Raw genomic sequence first — 25,570 nt, forward strand, 5'->3', positions numbered from 1 at the left:
TCCTCCTACAATTGATCTAGAAAACGTTGCATGAGTCTCTCAAATGAATTCTCTAGCGTATGCTCCATGATAGAGACTGCCGCATCCCAATAATGGGTACCTTTGATCCACTTCGCTTTAAGCATCATCCCTGTCTTGGCATTACGGTCATAAATAAAGCGCTCTCCCTTCCATACCCCAGGGACAAAGCGCTTTTCTTGCCAATGGCCATCATTGACCAAGCCTGCATATTCAACTTTTGTACCTACTTCAAGGGTGAGACCTCCGCGAGATATCTGCCAAACATTTTCTGTATTACCTTTCTCAAAGCTATGAAGAAGCTTTCTGGTATCAATAGAACCTGTTTGCATAATCTCACGCTGCACTTCTTTCAGTAATTGAAAACCGATGCTCGCAAGCCATTTTGACATTTCTTTTTTCAGTTCACCATTGGTCAGTTGATCCAATCGTTTCGTAAATGTGTCAATATTATAGGAGCGCCCACTCAAAGGATTTCCTCCCTTACTGCCACGACTTCCCAATGGTGATTGCGAATGTTCCTGGGAATCTGTAACGTAAAGCTTATGCCGTTAAAAATCACACGGTCATTCAGCCGAATATCCGCACTCTTGTCAAAATGAACAAGATAGCTTTCTACTACCTTAGCATGCGGCTCTCCCTGTACAACTTCTCCGCTTCCCCGCAATACCCAATAGGAAGGGACATCAAATAGATCAGGCTGTGCATCGTAATCATACTCTGGTTCGCTTGGTATGCCATATAGACTTGGTCTGCTTCTCTGCTTCAGGTGGTAAACATTGCAGCGATCAGTAAGTAAACCTGCGTAACTCATCAGATCGACCTCATTTTAAATCGAATATCGCCACTTTTTTTACCGTCTTGTACGTAATCTGCCAACAAAGCTGTTAGACTTGGCTTATTCATGGCAGGTCCGTCCTCAACTGTATAAGAGTAGTCACCAATTTTCTCTGACTTGTATCCCTTAGCAATGGATGCGTCACTGTTATACAGCGCAAAGAATTCTGTTAGTTTCAGGCATGCCAGAACAACCTCATCGGGTATGGTCAGGTACTTCGTGTTATCAAATTTATGACCAACGAACTGATAGATTTCATGTTTTGCCTGGATGATATCCTGCATCAGCTTGCGTGGATCTCTTTTTTTGACCACATCGAATTCTGTGTAATCTATTACTTCTTGCGGTGTAATCATATCTTTCACCTACTTGATCATTGGACTAGGTAGAGGCAAATGATCGAATGCGAGTGATATACCTTAGAGGTTAGCAGATCGACGTTTGCGACTAGTACGGACAGGTTCTGCCTCCATTGATTTGTGATTCACATCAGGGCAACCGTCTCCAATCTCAAACTGCGGATTGCCTTTAAGATAATCATAAATGTCTTTATCAACCTCTTGCGGGATACCATGATGAAAATGAAGGCCAAAAACGTAATAGTTTTTCCCATGTACAAGTTTTGCCCACATGATTGCAACCTCCTCCCGCTTTCTTACGCCTTCACCTTAATCACTTTTGCCACTGCATCTTCTTCCTCGAATTTCGCATCAATCTTGGCTGTCAATACGATGATGAACTGTCTCGCACGAATATCTTTCTCCACTTCGATTCGAATATCACTGTTGATACCCACTGCAATATTTTTAGGATGACATAGCAGCATATCGGATACGATTGTTCCAGAGCCATTGTCGTAGTTTTGCAGCATTGCAATTCCTTTTACTGGAATACCGTAAACCGTTGACGGACCTCCATCACCCGCCACAGGCTGACGAGCGGCGATCATATCTTTCCACTCCAATTCAGCAGCGTATGAGGTATAGAATTTCCACTCTGCCGGGTTGCGTAGATATTTAGCTGGAATGGCAAGATGCCCTTTCTTAAACGCTGTACGATCAAGCTGTGCCGAAGCAAAATCAACGACATGAGAAACAGCTTGTTTACGAATGCCGGGAAGCAATTGGAGGAATGCGTCTGAAGAACTTGGGTCTCCATTAACGACTAACTCTTCCAAATCAATCGCCATACGCTCGGCAAGCATTTGCATCAAGACATCTTGCATATTGCTGCCAGCAATATTGTTTTCTAGCGAATCATAGGTAATACGCACTTCTGCCATCACTTCCTTGGCATCAAGCTGGATCGTTCCAGGTCCGGCACTAGCCGCACTATCAGCACCAGGACGGAGAATGCGAGAGCCAAATCCAATCTTCTCAATTTTCATCTGATCTGATTTCATTTGTACCAGACGAACATCCTTTAATAGAGTTGGAGCTGCTTGGATCATACTGAAAAATTTGATGGATTGCTCTGGACTCATCAGCCCGCCAGAAGAGAGATCAGATAGGCTCATTGCTGCTTTTTCGATAATTTGTCTATTGGTTAGTCCCATTGTTACCGTGCCTCCTTGGTTTCTATAGCTTAAAAAGCCCATCCCACACAGATTTTTGTTTCTGTGTATACATGTGCCCCTGTGTTTCAAGTGCTTTGGAAATTCCTCGAGCTTTCTCTAAATTTCCAATGCGTTCGTGCAGTGACGTAATTTCTGATGCAATCACATCGTGGAATTGCTTAGCAATAGGTTGTTCATTTGGCTTTTTTCCCACTGCTTGCAATAAATCGTTGCAGGTTGCAACCGTCGTCAGCACGTTCGCAAAATCAAGTGCAACTTTTCGCAGCTGTTCCACATCAGGAAATTCCTTCTGCATCTCACTTGAAAAAACGTCTTCAAACTTTGTAAACTCACCCCAGAATACAGGCTTTTGTTCTTCGCCATACATGTTGCCGATTGTCTCTTCTTTGGCAACTTTTTTTCCTTGAAAAAAGTTCTGAGCAGTTTGGAAGCTTTTCATCATGCTGACATCATCCTCTGAGCTTTCTGTTATCACTTCGGCAGTGCCACCCATGCTGTAGCCTGTGATATGTCCATTTTTGATCTCTTCCCAGATATCATCGGAAGCTCTGGTAACCAGTACCCAGGAGCCTTTGGGAATGATTTGTCCGCCTATTTCCAAATCTTCTGGCACCACATAGGATTCAACCACTTTTCCAAATCCAGCTTCAAAGTTATGCTGCTTATCGATGTTTTGATAGTTTTCCATGAAACGATGGGCAGCTTGCTCGATTTCTTCAGCGGTCATATAATCCCCCTGCGAATCCACCACGTCAGGCTGATAGACGATCCCATATACCAGCTTCTGCTCATCACTGGCTTTGGTTAACACTTTGACTTCCTTTTGGAACACAGGCGGCTGATTTGACTTAAGCAGAAAAAAACGGTGCCGATTCGCAGCTTTGTCAACATAGGACACATGGGTAATAAAAGCGTTTGTTAATTGTCTTGGCATAGTTTCACCTCCTTTCAAAGGAGTTTTGAAGGTTTTAGGGTATAGAAAAAGCCTTTTACTCTGTTGGAGTAGAAGGCTTATCATTTTAATCGTATACTTATTATTTTGTATAAAGTTTTGACAGTAATTCCGTAAAGGTACTACAGATAGGGACAATCGCTTCCCGTTGATATTCTTCAAGAGATTTTTCTTCAAGTTCTTCTTCAGAAAGGTCATCTTCTGATACACTGAGTTCATGATCCCAGAACACAATAATTGGTTCGTCTTGTTTTCCATTTTTGTAGTCAAAACAGATATAATTTCCACCTGGATCATTTGCGAAAGGAATGATTCCATCTGGTAATTCTTCAGAAATCCTGTTGTATTTTTCCGGAATATAGATTTTACTGGTAGGATCAAAAGTTAATAACTCTCCGAATGATGTAGCATCATTGCTACCAATGTCTAAACGATTAGGGTAGGGTTTGCCACCATGGTTTTCTAAAACACATAAAATATAATCTTGAGGAAACTTGACGTCAAAAAATTCTTCTACATTTCTTATGTCTGTTATTGTTGGTGGATTAATTCTAGAATCCCATTTTACCTTATTGGAATTATCCATCTATTTACTCCCCTTAAAAAAATTTCAATTTCCCTTTCCCCAAATTGCATTTCCACCAGTATGCTTCGCTTCATCATGATAATCCTCATCCACTAATTGCATTTTTCCTTCTATTTGATGATGATGCCATGTTAGGCCTGATATTTTGGATGCGCCTTTTTCTATATCAGAAAGTTGTTCTGAAGTAAAATTACTTTTGTCTATTTCTCCTCTTTCTATAGATTCTTTTAATTTTTGTGTACAAATCTTGAAATGGTCATCTCTATCTAACTTAAAATTTTTTGCCTCTAATTGTAGTTCATACTTGGAATACTTATCAAATATTGGAAAACCAATTATATCAAATTCTACATCTTTATAAACAGTACCTGCTCTTGATTGATTTTTAATGGAAGGACGATTATTTGTAGGATCATTTAAATACTTTTCAACATTTTCAATCGTCTTTTTAAACTCTTCCTTGCTAGCATATCCTTTTACAGACTCTACTTTATTCAAGCATTCTTCCAAACTTGTATAACCGATAGGAATAATTTTTTTAACACCATCAATAACCCTAACTACAGCTTGATTATTATCCTTTGGAACTTTTACTTTTAATTCTTGAATGACTTGCCTTAACATCTTCTCTTTCTCTACTTTAGGCAACTTTAGCACACTCTGATCAATAGAAGGCACGAGCCTGCAACGACACCTCACCCGCTCACTCGCAGGCAAAGAAGGGTCTCTCGGAAATTGCGCTTGATATCCATTCACCTGAAATTCTTCATTTGTTCCAATCGTCGTACCGCTTAAAGAGACATGAGCTGGTCTGCTCATGCCCCCTCCAGATAAACTATGCTGCCATGTCTTCCCGTTAACCGCTGGAGATTGCCGATATGCCTCCCACTCAGCTATTCCTTGTGCCGTCATGGTCTCTGTAACTGCTATCGTACGTGCGCGGGAACGGTCAAACTCTGGAAGATTCCTCAAAACTCGCAGAAAGGCTTCAGGCGAACCTTTAGTCGCTTTCTCCAAAAGCAACTCTCTTTCTATTGCTTGGTGAGTATACTCCTTCACATGGGTGGCAAGTTCCTTTGACCAGTTTTTGATCCGATCATTAGCATCCTTGGAGACTCCGACAAAAGGAACATCTTTATCTATGTCCCCCATGATCGTTTTGGAAAAATGCTTTACTGCCTGACCCAGAAACGTCTTGTTCACCTTTTCCATCTCTTTGTCAAACTCATCACTAGCAAATACTTCTTTTTTCAAGTGGGTGGAGATGTCATCCAATGTGGTCTTTTCCGATACGTCAGCGGAAATTTGACCAATAAAAAAACTCCTTTCTTTTCGAAGGAGTTTAGCAATCTTCTTTTCATATTCACTTTCTAGATTCACAATGTCCTTTGAATTTGGAAAGTCAGACAACTGCTCCAGTAATTCATCGTCTTCCCCTTTGATAATTCGTTTAATAGCCTTTAGTAGACGTTTGATCTTTTCCAATCAAAGTCGCCTCCTCTAAAACATCCCTGACATCCTTCAGTACTGAAATCATATCCTCAGATTTGGTTACTGCTACAGCAGCATCTGAGCCAGCCCCTGATTCTGCCGTATTTCCTGCTGGCAGGTTGAACTTGGCATCCGTGAAGTTCTCAAGCTCCTTGCCGATCACCCTACCTACTTCCTCGCGTAAATCATTAGGGGCTACCGCGCCTGCTTTCACATAGACATCCAACAATCTCGCTTTCTCTTCCGAATCACTAATCTCTGGTCCTCGGAAGTATAGAATCGTGGATGCCAGTTGATACTCAGCCAATAACTTGTGGTTAATAATAAACTCCAATGAATTGCGCTCTGGTTTGAACACCTGATCTTCCGTCAATTTTCTTGCGGTATCTGCTGTAGCTCGGTTGTAATCCGTTGAACGGCCGACGAAGATATCCGGCAAACGGAAGGCAGATTGTACTTTTTTCCGTGAAGCTTCGTCATATTCCAGAAAAAGCGCATCCTGCTGCAACATATCTGCCAGGCTTTTCAGCTCGATCTTGACGCCTTTATCTGCTTTTCCATCCACTTCCCTCTCCAGTCCCTCTGCTTCAATGAGCAGAAACTTATGAGCGTTCTCAGTACCTTCGACAGATGATGCATAATCGGCCAAGGCTTGTTCACTCTGTTCAGACAATGTACCGTTTGAAATAATAATAGCCGCTGGTGTATGGCGACCATTCTCAAAATAACGATAATTCAATTCTTCTGCCCTACGCGCGCCTGTCATGTGAATAGAGTGTCCTACCCATCTTGGCACCCCATACGTTCCGCTGCCAATTTTCAAGTGGAGCATTTCATTTGCTTCAAATTCAGGTTCTACTTCCAAAACATACTCCCCGGTACGACTGTCCATTTTGCGCGGATCACCAAACTCTTTAAACCAAACATTGCGTGTTCCTATTTTTTGAGCGTATTTTCGAAACCGTTTTTTTCGATAGAATATGTTACCGTCTCGCATGTAGGTAACATTAACGGGTTCCCCCAACTTTGTCAGACGTACATACGTCGGGTCGACGATCTCGCCACCATCTGGACGGCCCGTGCCGTTTCGTAAAATTTCTAAATAGGCATTTCCATAAATTTCCCTGTGCTCAATGGCTTCCCCTAAAACATCTTCAAACGATTGGTCGAAGTTGAAGTGTTTTATAAATGATTTCAGAAAGTCCCATTCCGCTTTCATTTCTGGAGTTTCTTCCATTTTGGTTTCATCTTCTACATATTTTGGCGTTGCTCCAAAGCCTACAATATTACGTCTGTATGTCTCTACACATTGCTTCAAAATTGTACTGTTATCATAAATCGAATACAGATCCTCAGGTGAATAAGGAAGTTCAATCAAATCATTGTCTTGGTAAAAACGATGGTACTTTTCTTCTTCGACAGCAGTTTTACCCTCGGCTTTCGAAATTTGATTTTGCTGTGACTTAATAACACGAACATTAACCTTGTTCATCTACTTTCCTCCCTCAATACAGATGTTTTCGCGTACGCGATTGTTTTTTCTTGGCTTTTTTGCTGATACTTACTGCCATCTCCAAAGCATCTGGTCCATCATCATGATAACCAGTACCGTATTTTTCAAACATTTCTAACAACGTCATATGGCGGCGACTAAAACGAATAGCGGTATTTTCAATATCCGAGAGCATAGACTCGATGCGGAGCTCTTTGCGAGTACGTTGGTGTATCTCATGAACTCTTGTTTTAGCTGGGTACCCTTTTTCAATCAGAGCTTGTTTTAGCTTGTGTACAAAGAATTCCTGTGCCATCTGGGCCTCTGCTGCTATCCCTACTGGTTGCCAAAACAATACTCGATCTACGATAACGCCCATAAATTTATCAGGAGCAGCTCGTTCGATAAAAGTATCAATTACGTAAATGACTCCTGTTTCACGGTGCTTCGCGATGACTACCATCGCTGAATAATCTCCGCGTTTTTTACCCATGGCGAAATCTAATCCAAAATAGATGTCATACTCCACTTGGCTAAATTCACGATGAGGCTCTGTATCAGTCCAATAAAAAAAGCGTTCAGGCTTGAACACTTGGTTTTCTTCATCTATAGGTTCATTTTGATACTCTGTATGAAATGCTTTTGAGCCCCTGTTCCACTTCCAAGTCATAAGTTCCCAAATAGGTTTTACTTTCTCCCAAAGAACAACCGCTCCTCTATCCATTTCCGCTTTATTCGCAAGATAAAAGTCTTCTGCCTCCGTAACGCAATGAGGATTTTCTTTGTTTTTATAAATCCGCCTGCACTCCTCCCACAAATCCATCCGATCGGGGAATTTCATAAGTGCCTTAAATAATCGCGAAGTAAAGTCTGTATACTCCTTCATCACATATAAAAGCAAGGAATCATAATGAACAGTTGTTCCCAAAAAAATAAACGCTGTTTTCTTACCAGAAGGATCACCAAGCGGCATAACATATTGAGCGAACCAATCACGCAGCTTTTTCCTGCTTGCTGGTGTCTCAGTATTGTTTCGTCCTTCGACATCGTCACATATGATCAGATCGGGTCGGGTAGCATCCCAGTTTCGACCTCGAAGAGCTTCTCCAGTAGATGCTGCTTCTACCTTGCAAAGCATATGTCGTCCTTTATCAGCGGCTGGCTGCCATGCGATAAATTCAGTGGAGTTGTCTTTATCATTCGTTTGTTTCTTTGGTGATAACAATGGGCCGAAATCATTTCGCAGCTTCTCGTTATGTTTTAACTGATCAGCGATCCAAGCTAAGTTTGCCGTAGATACATGAGGTGTTTCTGATATGATGATCGTGTATTTACGTTTACGATAACAAACCTGGTGAATGGGAAATGTCTTGGACAAATAAGACGATTTCGCATGACCTCTCGGAGCTGCCCAACACACCTTGCCATTAGGTTGCTTGGTAGAAATGACATTCATCATATTACAAAGCTCATGGTGAAATTCTGGTGCATCTTCTATCGGCAAAGGTATCCAATTACCGCTATTTCCCGGATTGTATACATCTCCAAAGTATTCATGAGCAAAAAATAATAGGTCTACCTCCGCTCGATGAATCCTCTCCAATCGTTCCAACTCATCTAGCAAGGCATTCAGTTCCACTAGCTCCTCCTTGCTTACGTGTTCATTCTCCGCCATCACATCGATCAGCTCGTAATAGTGATGAATGATTTCCTCCCGCTCTTCTCGCTTGACCCAACGGTTATGAATCCATGCCAGAACATCTCCCTCCTATCCCTACTCTTTCGTATCATCACTGATGGATGGACCCTCTGTCACCTTTTTTCGATTACGTTTATACTCCTCAAGACGTTTTTTAATTGCCTCGGTGTCCCAAGTAGCCATCCCTGTATGCTTCATTAAGTGAACCTGCTCTGTAAGAAGACCATGAGCTTGCAGAAAAGTTTTCGCCATCGTAGCATTTCCTTGCTCAATCGCTATTTCAGGCATTCTATTCAACAAATCTGGCAACTTATCAGTGGTTTGCTTGATCATCTCTCTTTTTAACTGTTCGAGAAAAAAATCATCATTTTTCCATTCTTCAATGATTTTTTTTGTAGTCCCACATTCCCTCGCTATTTTTGCTAGAGTTGGACGCAATTCCTTTGGCAAAGCTAAATAGCTGATTGCTATTCTTTGTTCCGGCAGCAATTCCTTTTTATTCAAGGTAATCACTCCTCTCCTGCTGCTATTACTCATATACCTCAATTTTCAAAGCATGGGCCAATTTATTAAATGCACGTGATCGAAGACGATAATAAGTTGCATGTGTCATATCCAGTTGAATGTATGTTTCGATGTCTGTCATATCGTCATCACCAAACCATCGGACCATGATTAGTTCTCGTTCCTTTTTCGGCAGAGAATTTACAGCCTCTAACACGTTCCTCACATGCTCTGATCGCATTCGCTCAATATCAGCATTCTTGATTGCCGCACTCTCTGTACTACTGTGAAATTGATTTGTCTCAGATCTGAGAACAAGCTGATATCCAGCCGTTGTTCCTACCTCTACTTTTGGATGAAAGCCCATGCAAATAAAATCTCTTGCCAGATCTAATGCCACTTTTACATTTTTCATCGTGCTTGCATGATTAATTTTTGGTAGTAAAAAAGCCAATGCTTGATTCAAACTGCAACCCCCCCTATTTTTATCACTACAAACTAGTGTTACTTTTGCGTCAAACACAAAGCTTCCTTTTCACTCCTCCTTGCGGTGTATACTTCCCTTACATAACCAATATAGGAAGAATCTCTCTTATTCTTAACAATCTAAAATAATAATCATTAGAAAACTCGGCGATTGCCGAGCCTTAAGGCGACAGCAGAGTCGTTCTACCAAAAAAAGCACCCTTGTTAGGGAGCCACTGTAAATTCCTTAAACGTATCGCGAAGCCTTGTTAATGTCATGCTTACTGCTCCTTCCGAGATGCCAAGATGTGACGCAATCTCCTTACTTTTATACCCCTGCATAATCATCTTGCATATGACATCCTGTCGTTCTGTCAACTCCAACTCATGATACATCATCCAAAATTCGGATTGTTTATAACCTTTATCATCATAAGATATATCTACAGATTCTCCAGCTACGATGTCAAACTCCCAACTAAATGTATCCAGATTACTTTGTCTTGATAATGCGCTCATCTCTTTTCGAACATCGTTTAATGCAGTATAAGCCACCTTCTCAAAGTAAGTGGCAAAGCTTGCCTTTGAAGGATTCCATTTTTCCAACGCCTTTACTAGTGCAAACAAAACAATGGTTTCATAGTCTTTCACATCATACACTGGTTTATATCGTTGAAAGGCGTTTGCCGCCCTCCAGGTAATACAATGAATTTGTTTTCTCATAGCGGCCAGAACATCTTCAAAACTAATCACCTTATCTATGAACTGTTGAACTAAGCTGTCCAAGCTTTTGTTCTCCTGTTGATTAATCATGATTTAGCTCCCCCTAGATTTGGCACGATTCTTGGCACGCCTAAGTAAATTGATAAATAAAAATCCAAGAACAAATATCCTAATTCAGAACAGTTGTTCTTATTTTATCCTATTTTATGTTGATATTAAATATTTTCCCAATTTCATTTTTTACAATAAAAAAAGTACCTATTTAGGTACTTTAAGAGATAGACATTCAACTAGAACTCTTTTATTAGTCTTATCTTTTGTTTTGCTATACTCCATGTCTTAGTCAACTTGGCTTCATCAGTAGATATCCATTCACCATTGTTTTGAAAGTGCTCCATCATGATCCTGTACACTTTACGTAACGTTTCCTTAGATAAATCGTACCCTTGGATGTCAAGGAAAAAATCAAATACAATTTCTAGATATCCAATTTCAATAGCTTGTATCTTCAATTCTTTTAACAATGTACTCTTCGTAGTATTCATGTACTTCTTACTTTGCACCATATCTAAGTACATTTCTTTGAGATCGATCATATTGACATCCCTTCACTCTCTTAACGATATTAAGAGATACTACTTCTTGAAAAATAGAGGAAATTTGGATTAACAATTATCTATCTACCATCTTTTACACTACTATCTTAACACCTTGGAATTAAAATTGTATTTCATAACAAACTCAAATAAATATCAAATTTGTATCATTTTTCCAGACAGTAGAAAACAGACCTCCAACTAGAAAGATCCTTGCTGAACATCTCATATTTTTCTGTGAAAATCGCACTGAATCTATTCAGCCAACAAAATTCGAAAAATTATCTGTTACTTATGATAAGGCTCACCGGAATGTGCATAAGCACAAAACCAATATTGAAATAGCTTATCTATTAACACGCAAATGTGTTCAATCTTTCAATGAGGTCCTTAAGTCGCGTCTTATCAATATCACCAAAGACAGATTTATTGTATCGCACCGCAGTCCCAAAGTGATATTCCGAAGCTCCAGTTTCTTCGATTACTTGTTTAGCATTCTCAAAGTTCAGGCCCCCTCCTAGCATGACATTTATATGACCTGAGCTTTTTATCATTTCCTTTATGATAGGAGAATTTTCTGTTATACTTCCTTTTCCTCCTGATGTCAGCACTGTTTTTATCTGAGGGTATTTGGAAATTACCTTCACCCCATATAGAATATCAGACAGTTCATCAATAGCCTTGTGGAAGGTTATATCTAGTCCGTTGCAAAGTTCTATCAATTCCTTAATACTTTCTTCACATATTTCCCCTCTTTCATTCAGAACCCCGAATACAACTCCGTTTGCGCCCAGCTCTTTTGCTACAGTTATATCCTTTTTCATTACATCTATTTCTTCTTTTGAATATACGAAGGATTTAGCATGGGGCCTTATCATAACATTTACAGGAATTTTGACCGCCTGCACAACCTTCTCTATCATTCCATAGCTTGGAGTCAGTCCGCCTTCAGAAAATGCACTGATAAGCTCTATCCTATCTGCTCCACAAGCTTCAATACACAATGCATCATCCGGTGTTGTTGCAATAATTTCAATCATATACCCACTCCTCATTATTACAAATTCATGATGTTTATCAGCGAAATCTGTCGTTACAATCACAATCTTCATCCTGAAATTACCCATAAGGGGCTCCACCATCTGTATATCTTGCTCGGCTTGAGAAATGAACTCGCAGTTCGTTTCTATTTTATTATTCATCTGAATTTCGTGCACCTGTCGAAGTAGCTTCACCAGGAAGCACGTCCTCTTTTTCAAGAAAATTCTCTTTACCAAACAATTGTTGACGCCTTACAATCTAAAACAAAAACCGTAGTACCCAAGTGAACGTTTATTATAGTGAGAGAGCTGGAAAGAGGGAGTGCCTTTTCTCATGAAGACAAAAACGGATGGAGAGCTCATGCACCTCGTGATGCAAAAACATCGTCCGGCATTGGAGGAATTATATGACCGGTACATCAAGCTGGTCTACTCTTTTGCCTTGAAGGCGCTAAAAGATGAAGGTAACGCCCGGATCATTGTACAGTCGGTATTTACTCGACTGTGGACAACGGAAAAAGGCTATGATGCCGATAAAGGACAATTTATTAATTGGCTGATCACTCTTACACGCAACATAACCATTGACCACATTCGCAAAGAAAAGAAAGAACAGACCGTCACAATGATTGAACCGGAAAAGTGGGAGCACATCCCTGATCGAACGGATAATAATCCTGAGCAGGTTGTATCACGAAAACTGGTAAGAGAACAGATAAGGCAATCCTATCAGTTTCTTACACAAAGCCAGATTGACTTGATTGAGTCTCTCTATTGGGAGGGTTACTCATTAAGTGAAATTGCTTTGATGAGAAATGAACCGATTGGTACGATAAAAAGCCGACTGCACCAAACGTTGAAAATATTACGTAAACATTTGGTTCTTGTAAAGGAGGAATAAACATGGGAACCAGCAGCTGTCATTATTCGAATCATCTGATAGGCTATCTGATCGAGGAACTGCCCAAAAATGAAATGGATCTCCTGAAAATTCATTTACATACATGTTTATCGTGCCAACAGGAACTAGAAGAGCTACAGCAAGCATGGCAAGCCATTCCTCTTGAGTTAGAAAAAATGGACGTGGAAGTACCTGCTGATTTAAAACAAGAAGTAATGAGCACGATCTTCCAACAGGAAGAAGCAGAAACCGAGCATACACCATCTGTCTCAGGGAAGGGGAAAACCGTTTGGCAGAAGGTTTCCAAGCATGCGAACAAGCTGGCAGTCGCGGCTCTGCTGCTTGCGCTAGGCTCCACATTTTGGAGTAATTTGGAGCTCAAAAAGCAACTTCAGACAATCGAAAGCCAGTTATCACTTCCGGCTCAGATCGTACAGGTATATCACTTGTCTTCAGCTGATCCAGAACTGAACAAGGCAAAAGGCAACGCATGGCTGATGGAGCAAGGCGGAAAGAAAAAACTGGTGCTTTATCTGCAAGGATTATCGGCAACAAAAGGAGAGGAAGCATATCAGGTTTGGCTGATTCATCAGGGAACAAGGCAAAATGCGGGGGTTTTCCGTGTCGATTCATTCGGAAATGGTGTACTTACTTTTGAAATGAAGGAACCCGTACAATTTGATGGGATAGGCATTACACTGGAAAGTGATACCTTTGGCGATAAACCTCGTGGAAAAAAAGTATTGGGAACGTAACAATCTAAAGATCCATTATCCTGGCATCAGGGTATGTTTTTTTTCAAAACATTCAAACCGATCTTCTGTATCAAACGTTTACTTAGAATGAGACCACGATACAGGAGGGAAAAACATGAACAAGCTAGGTTCATTCGTTTTATCATCTGTTTTGCTATTTAGTGCCTTTGGCAGTGTTCAGGCCAACACTCACTCACATCCATCTTCCCATGTCCAAAAATCCAGCATGACGGTGACGTTAAACGGCAAGGAGCTTACATTCAGCCAACCGCCAAAGAACGTAAATGGCAACCTGTTGGTTCCTTTTCGCGTAATCGCTGAAGCAGTTGGTGCTGAAGTCGGCTATGATACAGCCCAGAAAACCGTAAAAGTAACGAAAGGAGCCAATTCATATGCCCTCCCGATCGGCGGGAAAACAGCTGTGTTAAATGGGGTTGCTGTTCCGCTGGATGTACCTGCCCAGATCGAAAAGGACGTTACCTTAGTGCCGCTTCGTTTTGTCTCAGAAAGTCTGGGATTGAAAGTGGAGTATGATCAAGCCACTCAAACCGTTGCTCTCACATCCGATGATGCTCCCAGCGTGAAACTGCTAAGCCCTTCTCAGGATGCCATTTTGTATACAGACAAGGTAAAAGTAGCCGTTGCAGCTTTTAACCATGAACTGACAGATTTCCGTACCAATACGCAGCCAAAAGAAGCACAGGGACATGTACACGTCTGGTTGGATACCGATGTCACCAATCCAAAGCTCGCCTATAAAATGATAAATGGAGAACCAGCTGTTTTTGAAAACGTACAGCCCGGAAAACATACGGTAACAGTTCAATTGGTTGGAAATGACCATAAACCAATCTCTCCGGAATCAAAGCAGGTAATTACGTTTACCACAGCCTTGACTCCTTCTATTCAAATTACGGGGCCTAAGGAAGGAGAAACCATCAACGGAGATAAAGTGACAGTGACGACAAGCGTATCCCATTTCAAGCTGGATGATTTTAGAACTAATAATATGGTTGCCGCAGGGGAAGGCCACGTACATATCTGGCTGGACAGGAATGTCAACGACCCGAAAGCAGCCTACAAACAAGTAAACGGGAACCCGGCTGTGTTCGATCATGTGAAGCCGGGAAATCATACCCTTACCGTTCAATTGGTCGGAGCCAATCACAAGCCCATTCTTCCTGAAGTGAAACAAGTGGTTCATTTTACAACAAAAGCAACGCCCCAAAAAGCAATGCCCGCAAAAGCAGCGCCCAAAACGTATGCCGTCAATATTTCCGGTTATGCCTTTAAACCTGGAAATCTGACGGTAGAAACGGGAGCAACTGTCACGTTTACCAACTCTGACGACGTCAGCCACACCGTCACGGATCAAGGCGGAACTTTTGACAGCGGTTCTTTGGCAAAAGGAAAGACATTCTCCAAAACGTTTTCCAAAGCAGGTGTGTACAACATCTACTGCAAGCCACACAATTTTATGGTTGCTACGATCACGGTCAAATAGTAAGCCATTGACAGCGCTGATCTCACAGGGGCGTTGCAAGTATTGGTCATATTATTAGGACACTCAGAATCAATTTTTCCTTACAGGCTCTAGTCTTTTGGCTAGGGCTGTTTTATTGTTTCACCTCAAAAACAAGGTAGGAAAAAATGCTTGTCGGCCTATCCTCGGCTGATAAAAGTCCGCTAGCATGGCCGCCGAGCTCGTCTGGATAGTGTGCTTGCCAAGACCGTTCTATATTTTATCCATCACTTGTGATAAGGTTCTCCGTAACGGGTCTAACGGCGAAGAAACGAAAGAAGCATGCCGCGGCAGCTCCCTGATCGTTTATAGAGCACTTTCATTGAACTACCGCACACGTTAGCTTAGCGCAAGTCGTAACGGTATCTTGTCGTTAAATCTCTCTTCCGACATTCATGACCGTTCTATACATTTTTTCTGCTTCAATTGGACTTTCTTTTGCCGTCATATGGTGCGGAATAACACGGCAAACTTGAACCGGTCCGCCGAACACAGCCGACCTATACTTGTCCACATGCTGCTTCGACAAGGGGCGGTCATAATAGCCAGGTACGTATTTATTGATCATTTCCTGAAGTACATGGGTGGCTTCATCCAAATCTGTGATTGGCTCTGCTTGTCCAAATATCATTACGCTCATATAAGCCGTATCCGTTTTGGCAGGCACCGGATCCGTGATGTTCCCGTATTCCTCACATACCGTAAAACATACCTCTGAATTTTCACTCATGACATGATTACGCCTTCCATCTCCGGCCCCGTGAAAATAGAGCTTCCCCTCAGACCACACATAATTAAGCGGTACAACATAGGGCAGGTTCCCATCAACCAACCCAAGATACCCAATTCTCGCTTGATGAAGGAAGCTTTCAATTTTCTCTTGATCCTGGCATTCCCTGATCTTGTAACGAACCGTATTCATTTCAAAATCTCCCCTTCCACTCATAACATATTCAACCCACTCCAAACCCCGATACTCTTCTAGGGTGTAGCAACGACTAGATTGCAAATACCGGCGTTACTACGGTAGTATATCAGTGAATGGATTGCGCTAAAACATCCAAACATCGAGGTTATGGGCAATCCATAATTAATAGATTATGGTTGGAGCTTCTATTTGGAGGCGTGTACGATGATGAAAGTAATTCGTAATGACAAGAGACCGATCTGGCAGCAATTGCTTGATCAAGCGATTCATAATATTACTAGCGGGATCTGGGCGCCAGGGGAATTGCTGATTCCTTCCCGCGAACTTGCTCACATGGTAGGTGTCTCTCGCTCAACGATTCAGATCGTCTATGAGGAATTGCTAAGTCGAGGCTATACGGTTACATCTCGCCGAGGAGGGACACGGGTTAGTAAATGGAAGCAAGTCACTGAATCAACGAAGGAAATAATAGCAGATGGCCCCATCCCCCCCTCACTTCCTTTGTTGAACTCGGCTGTCGATCAATTACATGACTGGTTCGGAGGCCAAGAACAGCGAGAAGTGGATATTGATTTTAGTCCCCATGAACCCTATTTAGATGAACAATTTCAAAAGAACTGGCGACAATCGCTTCTTCACGCATCCGCTGCAATGGATTTATCAAACTGGGCTTACGGTAATCCCTATGGTTTCACACCATTACGTGAGCAAATTCAGCGTTATTTATCACTTGAACGAGGCATCCATATCCAAACAAATCAGATTCTGTTGACCTCAGGAGCTCAGCATAGTATTGATTTAATAGCACAATCGCTTTTAGCTGACGGGGACACTATCTCTGTAGAAGACCCCGGTTTTCCAGCTGCTTGGATGGCGATGAAATATCGTCGTATGAATGTGGTGCCCGTTCCCGTTGATGAGTACGGTCTAGTGGTTGAGCATATTCACCCGCAATCCAAACTAATCTTTACGACCCCTTCGCACCAATGCGCAGTCGGGGTCGTGATGTCGGAGCCGCGTAGGCAACAATTGCTACATAAGGCTGCTCAAGAACAATTCTGGATCATCGAGGACGATTATGATAGTGAGTTTCGATATCGCGGGGAACCACTTCCAACGCTGTTTAGCCAGGCATCTAATAATACCTTGTACCTCATGAGTTTTTCTAAAATGATTGCTCCAGGCATTCGTATTTCGGCTATCGTTGGCTCTGTGGAGGCAATTGCTCAACTAGCCAGGGTACAGGAGCTGATTTACCGTCATCTTCCGATTATGGATCAGCTGACTCTAACCCACTTCATCAAGAATGGGCATTTTATGCGCCATATGAGAAGAGTCAGAAATGTGTACCGACGAAGACACGAAGTCATGACAAAGGCTATTATGGCTAGCGGTTTAGGAGAGCGTTTCAAACTAAGTGGGGTAGAAACGGGATTGCATATGTTCCTTGAAGCTGAAGAGTCATACGACGAAGAGACTGTAACAAAGTTAGCTCTTCAAAAGGGATTACGTATATATCCTCTTCGACCCTATTGTTTGGAAAGCAAACGAAAGGGATGGGTGTTGGGGTTTGCAAAAGTAGATGAAGCATCGATTGAGCAGGGGATTCATCGTCTTGCGGAGTTGATCTTATAGGGTCATCTTCGCAAGTAAATTTTGTTGGGCCCCTACACCCTTTTCGTCCAATAATTTAGCTGTTATTTATGATAAGGCTCCCCCCGACTAATCCGAAACGCTCTATATATCTGCTCCACCAAAATCAACCTCATCAACTGATGAGGAAACGTCATCTTGGAAAACGACAACTGAGCATCAGCCCGCTTCAGCACCGTATCGGCCAAGCCCAAAGAGCCCCCAATAACAAAAGCGACTTGGCTTTTGCCGTAGGTGGCGAGACGGTCTAGTTCACTGGATAGCTTTTCAGAGGACCACATACTACCTTCAATAGCAAGAGCAATCACATACTGGTCCTGTTTAATTTGAGCAAGAATACGCTCGCCTTCTTTGCGCTTCACTTGCTCCATTTCTGTTGCGCTGAGTTCTTCCGGGGCCTTCTCATCGCTTACTTCAATGACTTGCAGCTTGCAATAAGAAGAAAGGCGCTTGCTGTACTCGTCGATGCCTTCCTTCAAATATTTCTCTTTCAATTTGCCTACCGTTATGATCGTTATCTGCACGAAATCTACATTCCCTTCACATGCAATAGCACAAACGTGCCTTCTGCTCCGCACACCATGCACTCACGCCCGAGTCCTTCTGCTTCTACTTCTTCTCTCTTAAACATATCCGGGGCTATTTCAATGTTGTCTGCGTAATCGTCCAATTCTCGCTCGACGTGTTCCAAGCAGCAGACACGTACAGGATGATCCGCATAGACTTCCGTTGCTATTCCTTGAATTTGGATGGTTTTATATGAGTGTGTTGTCTTTTTCACTTTACTTGCTCCCTTATTGGTATATTTCAATAATATCTCTCGGCGTAAATTTAGTTTGCCGTATTCTTTCTCGTTGTTATTGTACCCAACTTTCCTAGCAAAAGAAAAGAGATGCCATGGCTGGGGCATCTCTTTTTGGTACTATCTATATCAACTCTGATCGCTTAGAGTAACTGTTGCAGTTTTCTTGAATCCTTCACGATAGTAGGTGACAACTACTTTATCACCTGGCTTTTTATTTAGTGTAAGGTACTTGCGCAATTGTGCACTGTTCGTGATATCCTGGTTATCCAGTTTCGTAATGACATCGTATTCACGAATGCCTGATTTATAGGCTGGAGTAAATTCGGCTGTCTTCATTACGACAACACCAGCGTTAACTTCATCCGGTAGACGAAGTGTCTCTTTCCAATGATAACGAGGCACATTTGTCAGATCACGTGGGGTGATTCCGATTACGCTGCGTTTCAGTTGACCGTCTTTTACTAATTGCTCAGTAATTTTCTTCACGTCGTTGATCGGGATGGCAAATCCCAAACCTTCTACACCTTCACGAGAGATTTTCATCGTGTTGATCCCGATTACTTGACCATAAATATTGACGAGTGCCCCCCCGCTGTTACCCGGGTTAATAGCAGCATCAGTCTGTATAACATCCAGTTCCCAGTCCGTTTGGTTATCGTTGTCTACGTCAACGGGCATGGAACGGTTCAGTGAACTTACAATTCCTTGTGTGACTGTACGGGAGAATTTCAGCCCGAGTGGATTACCGATTGCTATGGCTGGTTCTCCTACTTTGAGTGCTGATGAATCCCCCAGTTCGGCTACCTGCGTAACCTTGGAACCGTCGATCTCAAGCACAGCCATATCTGTCAGTGCATCTGCTCCCAACACTTTGGCGTCCACTTTCTCACCACTCGGCAAGGATACCTGAATTTTCTCTGCTCCTTCAATTACATGATAGTTGGTGATGATGCGTGCCTTGCCTTTCATGTTCTCAAAGATTACTCCGGAACCTTCTCCGCTTTCAACAGGATTCTGTTCTTCGGACCAGAAGTTGTTCACTCGTTGAATATTGATAATTCCTACTACCGCATTCTCGACCTTGGATACGGCACGGACTGTTGCTGTATCTACGTTGATAGAGATCGGTTGAACAGACGTACTCACTGGACTTGCTGGAATCGTCTCGTTCATGCTCATTGGTGCGCCTTGCTGTAACTGTGGGATATAACCCGTTTTGGAAAGCGTCGGAAGCATAAGTAGTACGACCATGCCTCCGATCACAGCAGACGTCACTGAAGTCAGAATCATGCGTCCAGTGCCAGATTGTCTGTTCCTTTTATTTTCGGTTTGATACAGATCATCGTAATAACCCATACTCCATTCTCCTTCCATCTATTATTAGGGTAACAGGTTTTGAATTCTCATATACTTCCTACTTGCAACTTTAGTATATAAATGCTTTGTAGAGAAATAACGTGAGAAATATGGAAAGGTTGTGGAATCTGAAATACGAGTTGATCTCCTTTTTACACGATTTCAATTTTGGTCGGGCGGTCGGGATATGTCTCTCTCAAGTGAACATCATCGCCAACACGGAGGCCCTTTTCTTCAAGAATGCCCTTCACCGTCAATTTGGCCAAATCCATCATGTTATTTTCTTTACTCAGATGGGCAAGGTAAATGCGTTCGGCTTGTCCACCCAAAATATCGGTTAATGCTTCTGCGGCCGTTTCATTGGATAAATGACCGACATCGCTCAGAATTCGCTGTTTGATACTCCAAGGATAACGAGACATGCGCAGCAGTTCTACATCGTGATTCGACTCAAAGACATACGCATCTGCTCCCTTGATTGTCTCCTTGATCTTTTCACTTACATATCCCAAATCAGTTGCTACACTGAGTTTTTTGTTGCCGTGGTAAAAACAATAGCCCATCGGTTCCGCCGCATCGTGGGAAATCCCAAACGACTGAACCACCAGATCGCCCATCTCACGGGTCTCTCCTGTTTCAAAAACCTGCTGCTGCTCTAACTGAACTGTTCCAATTTGAGGCAGCAGCTCATTCCATGTCCTTGCGTTAGCGTAAACAGGAATTTTGTAACGTCTCGCCATAATCCCGATTCCCTTGATATGATCGGAATGTTCATGCGTAACGAGTATCCCGTTGATCTCTTCCGGATTCACACCAATCTCCTGAAGTGCCGCTTCCGCCTGCTTTCCTGAGATGCCTGTGTCAATCAGCAGGGAAAATCGCTCTGTCCCCACATAGATGCAGTTGCCTGTGCTCCCGCTAGCAAGCACACTAAACTTCAACATGATTCGCTCCTCTTTCCTGGCTGCTCTCTATTATGACCGATTTTTGTCTGTTACTGGTTGTTCGATGGCCCCAGTAAACCCATTTACATAATGAATTTTCCCATCATGGAGAAAACGCCATACAGGGGCAAGGATTTGGAAATCTGCATCGTATTCATGGCCGAAATAGCCCAATTCTACGTCGGTTATTTTCTCACCACTTTTGATGATTTCTTTGTCTACCAATGATCGAAGTGCGGTATATGCAGAGATTACCTGTCTTCCCGCTCCCTGGTTGCGAATTTGAACATATGTCTGCCTGTAGCCAATCGCTGCCCCATTTTTTACGTACACCTCCAGTGGTGCTACATAGATGGGGATTCCATTGAACATCTGCCAGAACAAAATCGTATCCTCCCGCAAATAACGGGTATCTTGTCTGTATTGGCTGGAATACATGATCTTTTGGCTTATTTCACGCAAAAAGTCATCCGGGTTTCTTTGATTCGCTACAATTGGTTGAATAAATCGAGAGAACAGACCTGTTTTTTCCAACGTAATCCGTTGGCCTGGCATTTCTCTCGCCGACAACGAATCAAAACCCAGGTATTCCACATTCACGTAATTCATCTCTCTCGTCTCTTGTGGAATCTCCGTTAAGAGAGCGATTTGCTGTTGCTGAAGGTATTGTTTGAGATCGGATGCCTGTCCTGCATTGACTTCCTGATCCATCCAATGCTGGGTCCGTGAAACGTATACCTGATAACCCAAGAACATATCTAGGAACAGGAAAGCCCAGATGAGAATAGTCTTGGCTCTACTCCAATCCATTTGTCTTTCCGCCTCCAGACTGTTTCGACTTCGCTGAAACATAGACGCTCGATCCGCCCGCAATTTCAACAACCCACGTAGGTTTGACGTCTACATACTTTTGATGAATAGTTGTTTCATATGCCAGATAAGCATTCGTTACCGCATTGCTATCGAACTTTTGGTCACGCAGGTACTGAAACAGCTCAGGCCCTGACATAAGAGTACTTGTATTGTAGCCGATATATCGATCCAGATCGATCGTCGGCTGTTTTAGCGTAATAATCTGGCCTTCTTCTGACGTCACCGTAATCTCATCCAGCGAGGAGTTGCCACGGCTGACAAATGGATAGGCCCCAAGGTACTGGCGAAAACGAATCGTCTCCCCTTCTCCTGCTCGCTCATCAAGCCGCTCAAAATGGAAAGTATCGGTCCAGCCGAGATGCTGATTAATGAAAGTAACCGCCCCTCGAAGCTTGTCTTCGTTGGTAAGCATCCCTTTTTGCTGCGGCAGGGCAGGATCTGTGTAAATCATAGCTGGTTGGCCTGGACGAATTTGTATGGAGCGACTTCCGTCCGTAAAGATAATCGTTCCATCTCGTTCTACTACTTGTCGAACTAGTGTCGGGTCTAAAAAGAACGCCTGTACCAATCCATCATTTTGGATCGGCATGTAGGAATAGAGAAATTGTCTCATCTCAACCGGTTCTTTGGGTAGATAGTAAATATTCCAGTATGTCATCACTTGCGGGTTCGTTGAAGATTTGAAGCTTGCATTGGCTTTCAAGATTTGTTCAGGCAAATTTTTGCCTAATGTCAGATAGGAGTCACGCAGATCCTTGGGACTCACTACAGTTCGGGCTCGAATCACTCGCTGATCCTCATCTGAGAGGAATAAAGCGTAGACCATATCGTCCCGTTCCTCATAGTACAGCCACAGCCTGCTGATTCCTTTGATATCTCCCTCAATTTCCCCTCGCAAGGTAAACAACTGGCTGACCAAAGAAAGCGGAATGGTGGAACGAAATTGAATTTCGATTCCCAGCTTGTTTCTGGTTAACGCTGTCCATTTTTCCTCGGGTAAAGGAAAATAGAGAAAATCATAAAAGTACCACTTCGACATTAACGAGCTTAGTACCCGATACTGCCCGTCATTTGCATTGGCCTTGGTATGATGGTTGTCTCCGTAATGAAATACAATGGACTCTGGTTCAATCATTTCTTCCAACTGTTTAGTTTGTCCGACTGGTTTACTCTCTACATAGGTGGCAGGAGCAATCAGTTCAAACTGGGGCTGCTTTTGCCAAAGAGACCACGTGAGAACAAAGCTCGCCAGAATCAGAACATTGAGAAGCACAGATTTCGCATTTTCTTTCCAGTTACTCATGCTATCTGTCCTCCTTTTTCTGCGATTGGCAACCAGAAAGAGACAGTTGTGCCTTCATTCCATTCACTGAGAATCTCAATATCTCCACCGTGTGCCTGAACCAGCTCACGTGCAATCGCCAGCCCGAGGCCTGTCCCTCCCTGACTTCTTGAACGGGCCTTATCTACCCGATAGAATCGCTCGAAAATCTTTCGTATATCCCGCTTCGGAATTCCAATCCCCGTATCCACAATCGTCACCGTGATTCTCTTCGCTTCCGGATTCACTTTGGCGTCGATTGTAACGGTTCCACCCTTTGGCGTGTATTTGATTGCGTTGGATATTAAATTATCCAGTACCTGTGTAATTGCATCCTGATCAGCATCTATAACTGGTAGCAATTCAGGAATATCTGCGATGAGTTCAATTTCTTGTTGTTCTGCCTGCATAGAGAAGCGATCCGCCGCATATCGGAGCAAGTCGGATAGTTGAAGCTCTCTTCTCTTGATTTGCACACCCTGCGAATCAAAACGAGAAAGCTGGAGCAAATCGTTAACCAGACGAATCATCCGCTCTGTCTCATTCATGGTTACTCCAAGGAACCGCTCGGATATCTCAGGATCTTGATTCGCTCCGTCCAGCAGCGCCTCGACATAGCTTTTGATCGTTGTAAGCGGTGTACGCAATTCATGTGACACATTGGCAACGAATTCTCGCCGTTGCTGTTCCATTCTAGCCTGCTCTGTTACATCTTGTAAAACAGCGATTAGCCCGCCTTTTTTACCGCTATCCTGTTGCAATGGTGTGAAGGTGACTCGCAGCAAGATGGTTTCCCGATTGGCTAACATCATTTCGAGAATCAGCGGTTCCGATTCACCAAACAGAGGCATCTCGTCTTCCGGTGGCAAGCGCAGCACGTCGTACAGTGTTTTTCCTTCTGACAGTACTTCGATCCTCTTCACTTCAAGCATTTCTTCAGCCGATCGGTTCATGAGGATAATCCGGCCCTCCCGATCAGTCGCAATGACCCCGTCACTCATGTTTGCCAACACCTGCGACAGCTTTTCTCGTTCTTCTTCCTGATTAAGAATGGCCTCTTGCAATCGAGTCGTCATATAGTTGAAAGCCATCCCCAACTGTCCGATCTCATCCCGGCTATATACCTGTACACTCCGATTAAAGTCGCCATTGGCAACCGCTTTAGCTTGTCTCGTCATCTCTTTCACTGGAGTAGTGATTGTTCGTGCCAGAACTACTCCTAACCCTGCCGTCAATAGAAGCGAGATCCCCGTTCCTGTCGCCAGGATATTCGTGATTTTTCCGATGGTTTTGTACATTTCCTCCATAGAGGCAACCATATAGACGGCACCATACACGACGTTTCCCTTTTTCACAGGGATAACCAGCATCTTCACTCGATGTCCTGTCTGCGGATCAATGCGGAGAGCCTCATTACGTGTACCCATTAAAGCAATCGTGACTTCACTCTGAGAGGTCTTTTGGCCAATGATCTGTTTATCCTTCTCCGACGTGCTAAGCACCGTTCCGCTTTGGTCTATCACTCGGACATGAGCATCTTTTAATCCGACAAAGTTGTATATCAGGTTATCAATATCTTCTTTCAGGCTAGCAGAATCATGCTTTTCATCTATAGGTGAACGCAAATATCCATCAAGGTGTGCTGCCAACAAGGTCGCCTGTGCATTGAGGGTCTCATTGAAGTTGTTGTTGTAGTAACTTTCTACTTCTCTTGCAAAGTACGCTCCAATAAATTGCATGGCGATCAGGATGAGCAGCATGTAAATGACTACAAGCTTCCACTGGATCGTTTTGAACAGTGATGAACCAAACATCAGATTGTTCCCCCGAGACTAGGGTTGCGCAATGTATAGCCCAGGCCTCGCCTCGTGATAATGTATTTGGGCTGACTCGGATCATCCTCGATTTTTTCACGAAGTCGTCTTACCGTAACATCGACTGTCCGTACATCGCCGAAGTAATCAAATCCCCAAACAGCCTGCAAAAGGTGTTCACGAGTCATTACCTGCCCTTGATGGCGTGACAAATAGACGAGCAATTCAAACTCTCTGTGTGTTAACTCTAACGACTCACCCAATTTGGTAACCGTATACGAGTGAATATCAATGTCCAGGTCATGAATACGCATCAAGTGGCTTTCCTTATCGACCTGTTTCGGTTTTTGTCTGCGCAAATGGGCTTTTACTCTGGCAACCAACTCACGGGCACTAAACGGTTTTGTTACGTAGTCATCAGCGCCTAGTTCCAGCCCCAGCACTTTGTCTACTTCTGAATCTTTGGCTGTCAGCATTATAATTGGCATTTCATATTGTTTACGAACGATTTTGCAGACATCCATTCCGTCTCTACCGGGGAGCATGACGTCTAACAGAATCAAATCCGGTTTTTCAGCTTCAACCAACTGAATGGCGTAATCACCATCATAAGCTACAATCACTTGATATCCTTCTTTTTCGAGTGTAAATTTCAGAATATCCGCAATCGGTTTTTCATCATCTACAACGAGAAGTTTCGCCATCACGACACCTCATT

Annotated in this window: 28 protein-coding genes; 4 read left to right on the forward strand and 24 right to left on the reverse strand. The window is 42.9% G+C overall.

All coding sequences use genetic code 11. The features are described from left to right. Positions 1 to 5: 5 nt before the first annotated feature. From ACPW7N_RS13260 to ACPW7N_RS13330, 15 genes are all read right to left on the reverse strand, one after another. On the reverse strand, positions 6 to 488 hold the full coding sequence (locus ACPW7N_RS13260; RefSeq protein WP_425651575.1) for an HK97 gp10 family phage protein: 483 nt from the start codon (positions 486 to 488) through the stop codon (positions 6 to 8). Next, positions 485 to 832 carry a DUF3599 family protein gene (locus ACPW7N_RS13265; RefSeq protein WP_425651576.1) on the reverse strand — a complete coding sequence of 116 codons (348 nt, stop codon included), beginning with the start codon at positions 830 to 832 and terminating at the stop codon, positions 485 to 487. Before ACPW7N_RS13265 ends, ACPW7N_RS13260 begins: the two co-directional genes overlap by 4 nt. Further along, complete coding sequence (yqbG, locus tag ACPW7N_RS13270) at positions 832 to 1,212, reverse strand: protein YqbG (RefSeq protein WP_425651577.1); 381 nt, start codon at positions 1,210 to 1,212, stop codon at positions 832 to 834. The genes ACPW7N_RS13265 and yqbG overlap by 1 nt, the downstream gene beginning before the upstream one ends. 63 nt (positions 1,213 to 1,275) lie before the next feature. Next, on the reverse strand, positions 1,276 to 1,488 hold the full coding sequence (locus tag ACPW7N_RS13275) for a YqbF domain-containing protein (RefSeq protein WP_425651578.1): 213 nt from the start codon (positions 1,486 to 1,488) through the stop codon (positions 1,276 to 1,278). A gap of 23 nt (positions 1,489 to 1,511) precedes the next feature. Further along, positions 1,512 to 2,411 carry a phage major capsid family protein gene (locus tag ACPW7N_RS13280; protein WP_425651579.1) on the reverse strand — a complete coding sequence of 300 codons (900 nt, stop codon included), beginning with the start codon at positions 2,409 to 2,411 and terminating at the stop codon, positions 1,512 to 1,514. Between the two features lie 22 nt (positions 2,412 to 2,433). Beyond that, entirely contained in the window at positions 2,434 to 3,366 is a 933-nt protein-coding gene (locus tag ACPW7N_RS13285) for an XkdF-like putative serine protease domain-containing protein (protein WP_425651580.1), read from the reverse strand. A 100-nt stretch (positions 3,367 to 3,466) separates the two neighbouring features. After that, positions 3,467 to 3,970, reverse strand: coding sequence for an SMI1/KNR4 family protein (locus ACPW7N_RS13290; RefSeq protein WP_425651581.1), 504 nt, complete (start codon positions 3,968 to 3,970; stop codon positions 3,467 to 3,469). Positions 3,971 to 3,994: 24 nt separating this feature from the next. Further along, complete coding sequence (locus tag ACPW7N_RS13295; RefSeq protein WP_425651582.1) at positions 3,995 to 5,455, reverse strand: HNH endonuclease; 1,461 nt, start codon at positions 5,453 to 5,455, stop codon at positions 3,995 to 3,997. Next, entirely contained in the window at positions 5,421 to 6,953 is a 1,533-nt protein-coding gene (locus ACPW7N_RS13300; protein ID WP_425651583.1) for a phage portal protein, read from the reverse strand. The genes ACPW7N_RS13295 and ACPW7N_RS13300 overlap by 35 nt, the downstream gene beginning before the upstream one ends. A gap of 13 nt (positions 6,954 to 6,966) precedes the next feature. Next, positions 6,967 to 8,592, reverse strand: coding sequence for a phage terminase large subunit (gene terL / locus ACPW7N_RS13305; protein ID WP_425651584.1), 1,626 nt, complete (start codon positions 8,590 to 8,592; stop codon positions 6,967 to 6,969). Between the two features lie 135 nt (positions 8,593 to 8,727). Next, positions 8,728 to 9,156, reverse strand: a complete 429-nt coding sequence (locus ACPW7N_RS13310) for a hypothetical protein (protein ID WP_425651585.1) — start codon at positions 9,154 to 9,156, stop codon at positions 8,728 to 8,730. 25 nt (positions 9,157 to 9,181) lie between these two features. Further along, complete coding sequence (locus ACPW7N_RS13315) at positions 9,182 to 9,622, reverse strand: ArpU family phage packaging/lysis transcriptional regulator (RefSeq protein WP_425651586.1); 441 nt, start codon at positions 9,620 to 9,622, stop codon at positions 9,182 to 9,184. A 224-nt stretch (positions 9,623 to 9,846) separates the two neighbouring features. Further along, positions 9,847 to 10,434, reverse strand: coding sequence for a sigma-70 family RNA polymerase sigma factor (locus tag ACPW7N_RS13320; RefSeq protein WP_425651587.1), 588 nt, complete (start codon positions 10,432 to 10,434; stop codon positions 9,847 to 9,849). Between the two features lie 200 nt (positions 10,435 to 10,634). After that, entirely contained in the window at positions 10,635 to 10,940 is a 306-nt protein-coding gene (locus ACPW7N_RS13325; RefSeq protein WP_425651588.1) for a hypothetical protein, read from the reverse strand. A gap of 353 nt (positions 10,941 to 11,293) precedes the next feature. Then, the gene (locus ACPW7N_RS13330) at positions 11,294 to 12,199 is read right to left on the reverse strand and encodes a copper homeostasis protein CutC (RefSeq protein WP_425651589.1); all 906 of its coding nucleotides are present in this window, start codon (positions 12,197 to 12,199) and stop codon (positions 11,294 to 11,296) included. Between the two features lie 115 nt (positions 12,200 to 12,314). Here ACPW7N_RS13330 and ACPW7N_RS13335 point away from each other — a divergent pair, with 115 nt between their 5' ends. The 3 genes from ACPW7N_RS13335 (at position 12,315) to ACPW7N_RS13345 (ending at position 15,140) form a co-directional block, all read left to right on the forward strand. Further along, positions 12,315 to 12,881: an RNA polymerase sigma factor gene (locus ACPW7N_RS13335; protein ID WP_425651590.1), complete on the forward strand. Its 567-nt coding sequence runs from the start codon at positions 12,315 to 12,317 to the stop codon at positions 12,879 to 12,881. Between the two features lie 2 nt (positions 12,882 to 12,883). Continuing rightward, complete coding sequence (locus tag ACPW7N_RS13340; protein ID WP_425651591.1) at positions 12,884 to 13,636, forward strand: anti-sigma factor; 753 nt, start codon at positions 12,884 to 12,886, stop codon at positions 13,634 to 13,636. A gap of 115 nt (positions 13,637 to 13,751) precedes the next feature. Further along, complete coding sequence (locus ACPW7N_RS13345; RefSeq protein ID WP_425651592.1) at positions 13,752 to 15,140, forward strand: stalk domain-containing protein; 1,389 nt, start codon at positions 13,752 to 13,754, stop codon at positions 15,138 to 15,140. Positions 15,141 to 15,531: 391 nt separating this feature from the next. Here the strand turns inward: ACPW7N_RS13345 and ACPW7N_RS13350 are convergent, their stop codons facing one another. Then, positions 15,532 to 16,080 (reverse strand): pyridoxamine 5'-phosphate oxidase family protein, encoded by a 549-nt coding sequence (locus ACPW7N_RS13350; RefSeq protein ID WP_425651593.1) that lies wholly within the window; start codon positions 16,078 to 16,080, stop codon positions 15,532 to 15,534. Between the two features lie 210 nt (positions 16,081 to 16,290). Between ACPW7N_RS13350 and pdxR the strand changes: the two genes are divergently transcribed. Next, positions 16,291 to 17,721 (forward strand): MocR-like pyridoxine biosynthesis transcription factor PdxR, encoded by a 1,431-nt coding sequence (pdxR, locus tag ACPW7N_RS13355; RefSeq protein WP_425651594.1) that lies wholly within the window; start codon positions 16,291 to 16,293, stop codon positions 17,719 to 17,721. 62 nt (positions 17,722 to 17,783) lie between these two features. Here pdxR and rlmH read toward each other — a convergent pair whose 3' ends face one another. The 8 genes from rlmH to yycF all read right to left on the reverse strand — a co-directional run bounded on the left by rlmH (position 17,784) and on the right by yycF (position 25,556). Continuing rightward, positions 17,784 to 18,263 (reverse strand): 23S rRNA (pseudouridine(1915)-N(3))-methyltransferase RlmH, encoded by a 480-nt coding sequence (gene rlmH / locus ACPW7N_RS13360; RefSeq protein WP_425651595.1) that lies wholly within the window; start codon positions 18,261 to 18,263, stop codon positions 17,784 to 17,786. A 5-nt stretch (positions 18,264 to 18,268) separates the two neighbouring features. Next, complete coding sequence (locus tag ACPW7N_RS13365; protein ID WP_425651596.1) at positions 18,269 to 18,520, reverse strand: CxxH/CxxC protein; 252 nt, start codon at positions 18,518 to 18,520, stop codon at positions 18,269 to 18,271. Positions 18,521 to 18,670: 150 nt separating this feature from the next. After that, complete coding sequence (locus ACPW7N_RS13370; RefSeq protein ID WP_425651597.1) at positions 18,671 to 19,900, reverse strand: S1C family serine protease; 1,230 nt, start codon at positions 19,898 to 19,900, stop codon at positions 18,671 to 18,673. Positions 19,901 to 20,052: 152 nt separating this feature from the next. Beyond that, entirely contained in the window at positions 20,053 to 20,847 is a 795-nt protein-coding gene (locus ACPW7N_RS13375; RefSeq protein ID WP_425651652.1) for an MBL fold metallo-hydrolase, read from the reverse strand. Positions 20,848 to 20,874: 27 nt separating this feature from the next. Next, positions 20,875 to 21,654, reverse strand: a complete 780-nt coding sequence (locus ACPW7N_RS13380) for a two-component system regulatory protein YycI (RefSeq protein WP_425651598.1) — start codon at positions 21,652 to 21,654, stop codon at positions 20,875 to 20,877. Beyond that, positions 21,641 to 23,020: a YycH family regulatory protein gene (locus ACPW7N_RS13385; protein ID WP_425651599.1), complete on the reverse strand. Its 1,380-nt coding sequence runs from the start codon at positions 23,018 to 23,020 to the stop codon at positions 21,641 to 21,643. Before ACPW7N_RS13385 ends, ACPW7N_RS13380 begins: the two co-directional genes overlap by 14 nt. Continuing rightward, positions 23,017 to 24,852, reverse strand: coding sequence for a cell wall metabolism sensor histidine kinase WalK (gene walK, locus ACPW7N_RS13390; protein ID WP_425651600.1), 1,836 nt, complete (start codon positions 24,850 to 24,852; stop codon positions 23,017 to 23,019). Before walK ends, ACPW7N_RS13385 begins: the two co-directional genes overlap by 4 nt. Further along, complete coding sequence (yycF, locus tag ACPW7N_RS13395; RefSeq protein ID WP_425651601.1) at positions 24,852 to 25,556, reverse strand: response regulator YycF; 705 nt, start codon at positions 25,554 to 25,556, stop codon at positions 24,852 to 24,854. The genes walK and yycF overlap by 1 nt, the downstream gene beginning before the upstream one ends. Between the last annotated feature and the right edge of the window lie 14 nt (positions 25,557 to 25,570).

This window comes from Brevibacillus nigriterrae (assembly GCF_049846925.1).
Taxonomy (GTDB): domain Bacteria; phylum Bacillota; class Bacilli; order Brevibacillales; family Brevibacillaceae; genus Brevibacillus_H.

What these genes read in the sequence shown, in the direction of transcription:
- ACPW7N_RS13265 (WP_425651576.1), bottom strand. Translation starts at nt 832, where the DNA reads ATGAGTTACGCAGGTTTACTTACTGATCGCTGCAATGTTTACCACCTG.
- yqbG (WP_425651577.1), bottom strand. Translation starts at nt 1,212, where the DNA reads ATGATTACACCGCAAGAAGTAATAGATTACACAGAATTCGATGTGGTC.
- ACPW7N_RS13275 (WP_425651578.1), bottom strand. Translation starts at nt 1,488, where the DNA reads ATGTGGGCAAAACTTGTACATGGGAAAAACTATTACGTTTTTGGCCTT.
- ACPW7N_RS13280 (WP_425651579.1), bottom strand. Translation starts at nt 2,411, where the DNA reads ATGGGACTAACCAATAGACAAATTATCGAAAAAGCAGCAATGAGCCTA.
- ACPW7N_RS13285 (WP_425651580.1), bottom strand. Translation starts at nt 3,366, where the DNA reads ATGCCAAGACAATTAACAAACGCTTTTATTACCCATGTGTCCTATGTT.
- ACPW7N_RS13290 (WP_425651581.1), bottom strand. Translation starts at nt 3,970, where the DNA reads ATGGATAATTCCAATAAGGTAAAATGGGATTCTAGAATTAATCCACCA.
- ACPW7N_RS13300 (WP_425651583.1), bottom strand. Translation starts at nt 6,953, where the DNA reads ATGAACAAGGTTAATGTTCGTGTTATTAAGTCACAGCAAAATCAAATT.
- ACPW7N_RS13320 (WP_425651587.1), bottom strand. Translation starts at nt 10,434, where the DNA reads ATGATTAATCAACAGGAGAACAAAAGCTTGGACAGCTTAGTTCAACAG.
- ACPW7N_RS13325 (WP_425651588.1), bottom strand. Translation starts at nt 10,940, where the DNA reads ATGATCGATCTCAAAGAAATGTACTTAGATATGGTGCAAAGTAAGAAG.
- ACPW7N_RS13335 (WP_425651590.1), top strand. Translation starts at nt 12,315, where the DNA reads ATGAAGACAAAAACGGATGGAGAGCTCATGCACCTCGTGATGCAAAAA.
- ACPW7N_RS13340 (WP_425651591.1), top strand. Translation starts at nt 12,884, where the DNA reads ATGGGAACCAGCAGCTGTCATTATTCGAATCATCTGATAGGCTATCTG.
- ACPW7N_RS13345 (WP_425651592.1), top strand. Translation starts at nt 13,752, where the DNA reads ATGAACAAGCTAGGTTCATTCGTTTTATCATCTGTTTTGCTATTTAGT.
- ACPW7N_RS13350 (WP_425651593.1), bottom strand. Translation starts at nt 16,080, where the DNA reads ATGAATACGGTTCGTTACAAGATCAGGGAATGCCAGGATCAAGAGAAA.
- pdxR (WP_425651594.1), top strand. Translation starts at nt 16,291, where the DNA reads ATGATGAAAGTAATTCGTAATGACAAGAGACCGATCTGGCAGCAATTG.
- ACPW7N_RS13370 (WP_425651597.1), bottom strand. Translation starts at nt 19,900, where the DNA reads ATGGGTTATTACGATGATCTGTATCAAACCGAAAATAAAAGGAACAGA.
- ACPW7N_RS13380 (WP_425651598.1), bottom strand. Translation starts at nt 21,654, where the DNA reads ATGGATTGGAGTAGAGCCAAGACTATTCTCATCTGGGCTTTCCTGTTC.
- ACPW7N_RS13385 (WP_425651599.1), bottom strand. Translation starts at nt 23,020, where the DNA reads ATGAGTAACTGGAAAGAAAATGCGAAATCTGTGCTTCTCAATGTTCTG.
- walK (WP_425651600.1), bottom strand. Translation starts at nt 24,852, where the DNA reads ATGTTTGGTTCATCACTGTTCAAAACGATCCAGTGGAAGCTTGTAGTC.
- yycF (WP_425651601.1), bottom strand. Translation starts at nt 25,556, where the DNA reads ATGGCGAAACTTCTCGTTGTAGATGATGAAAAACCGATTGCGGATATT.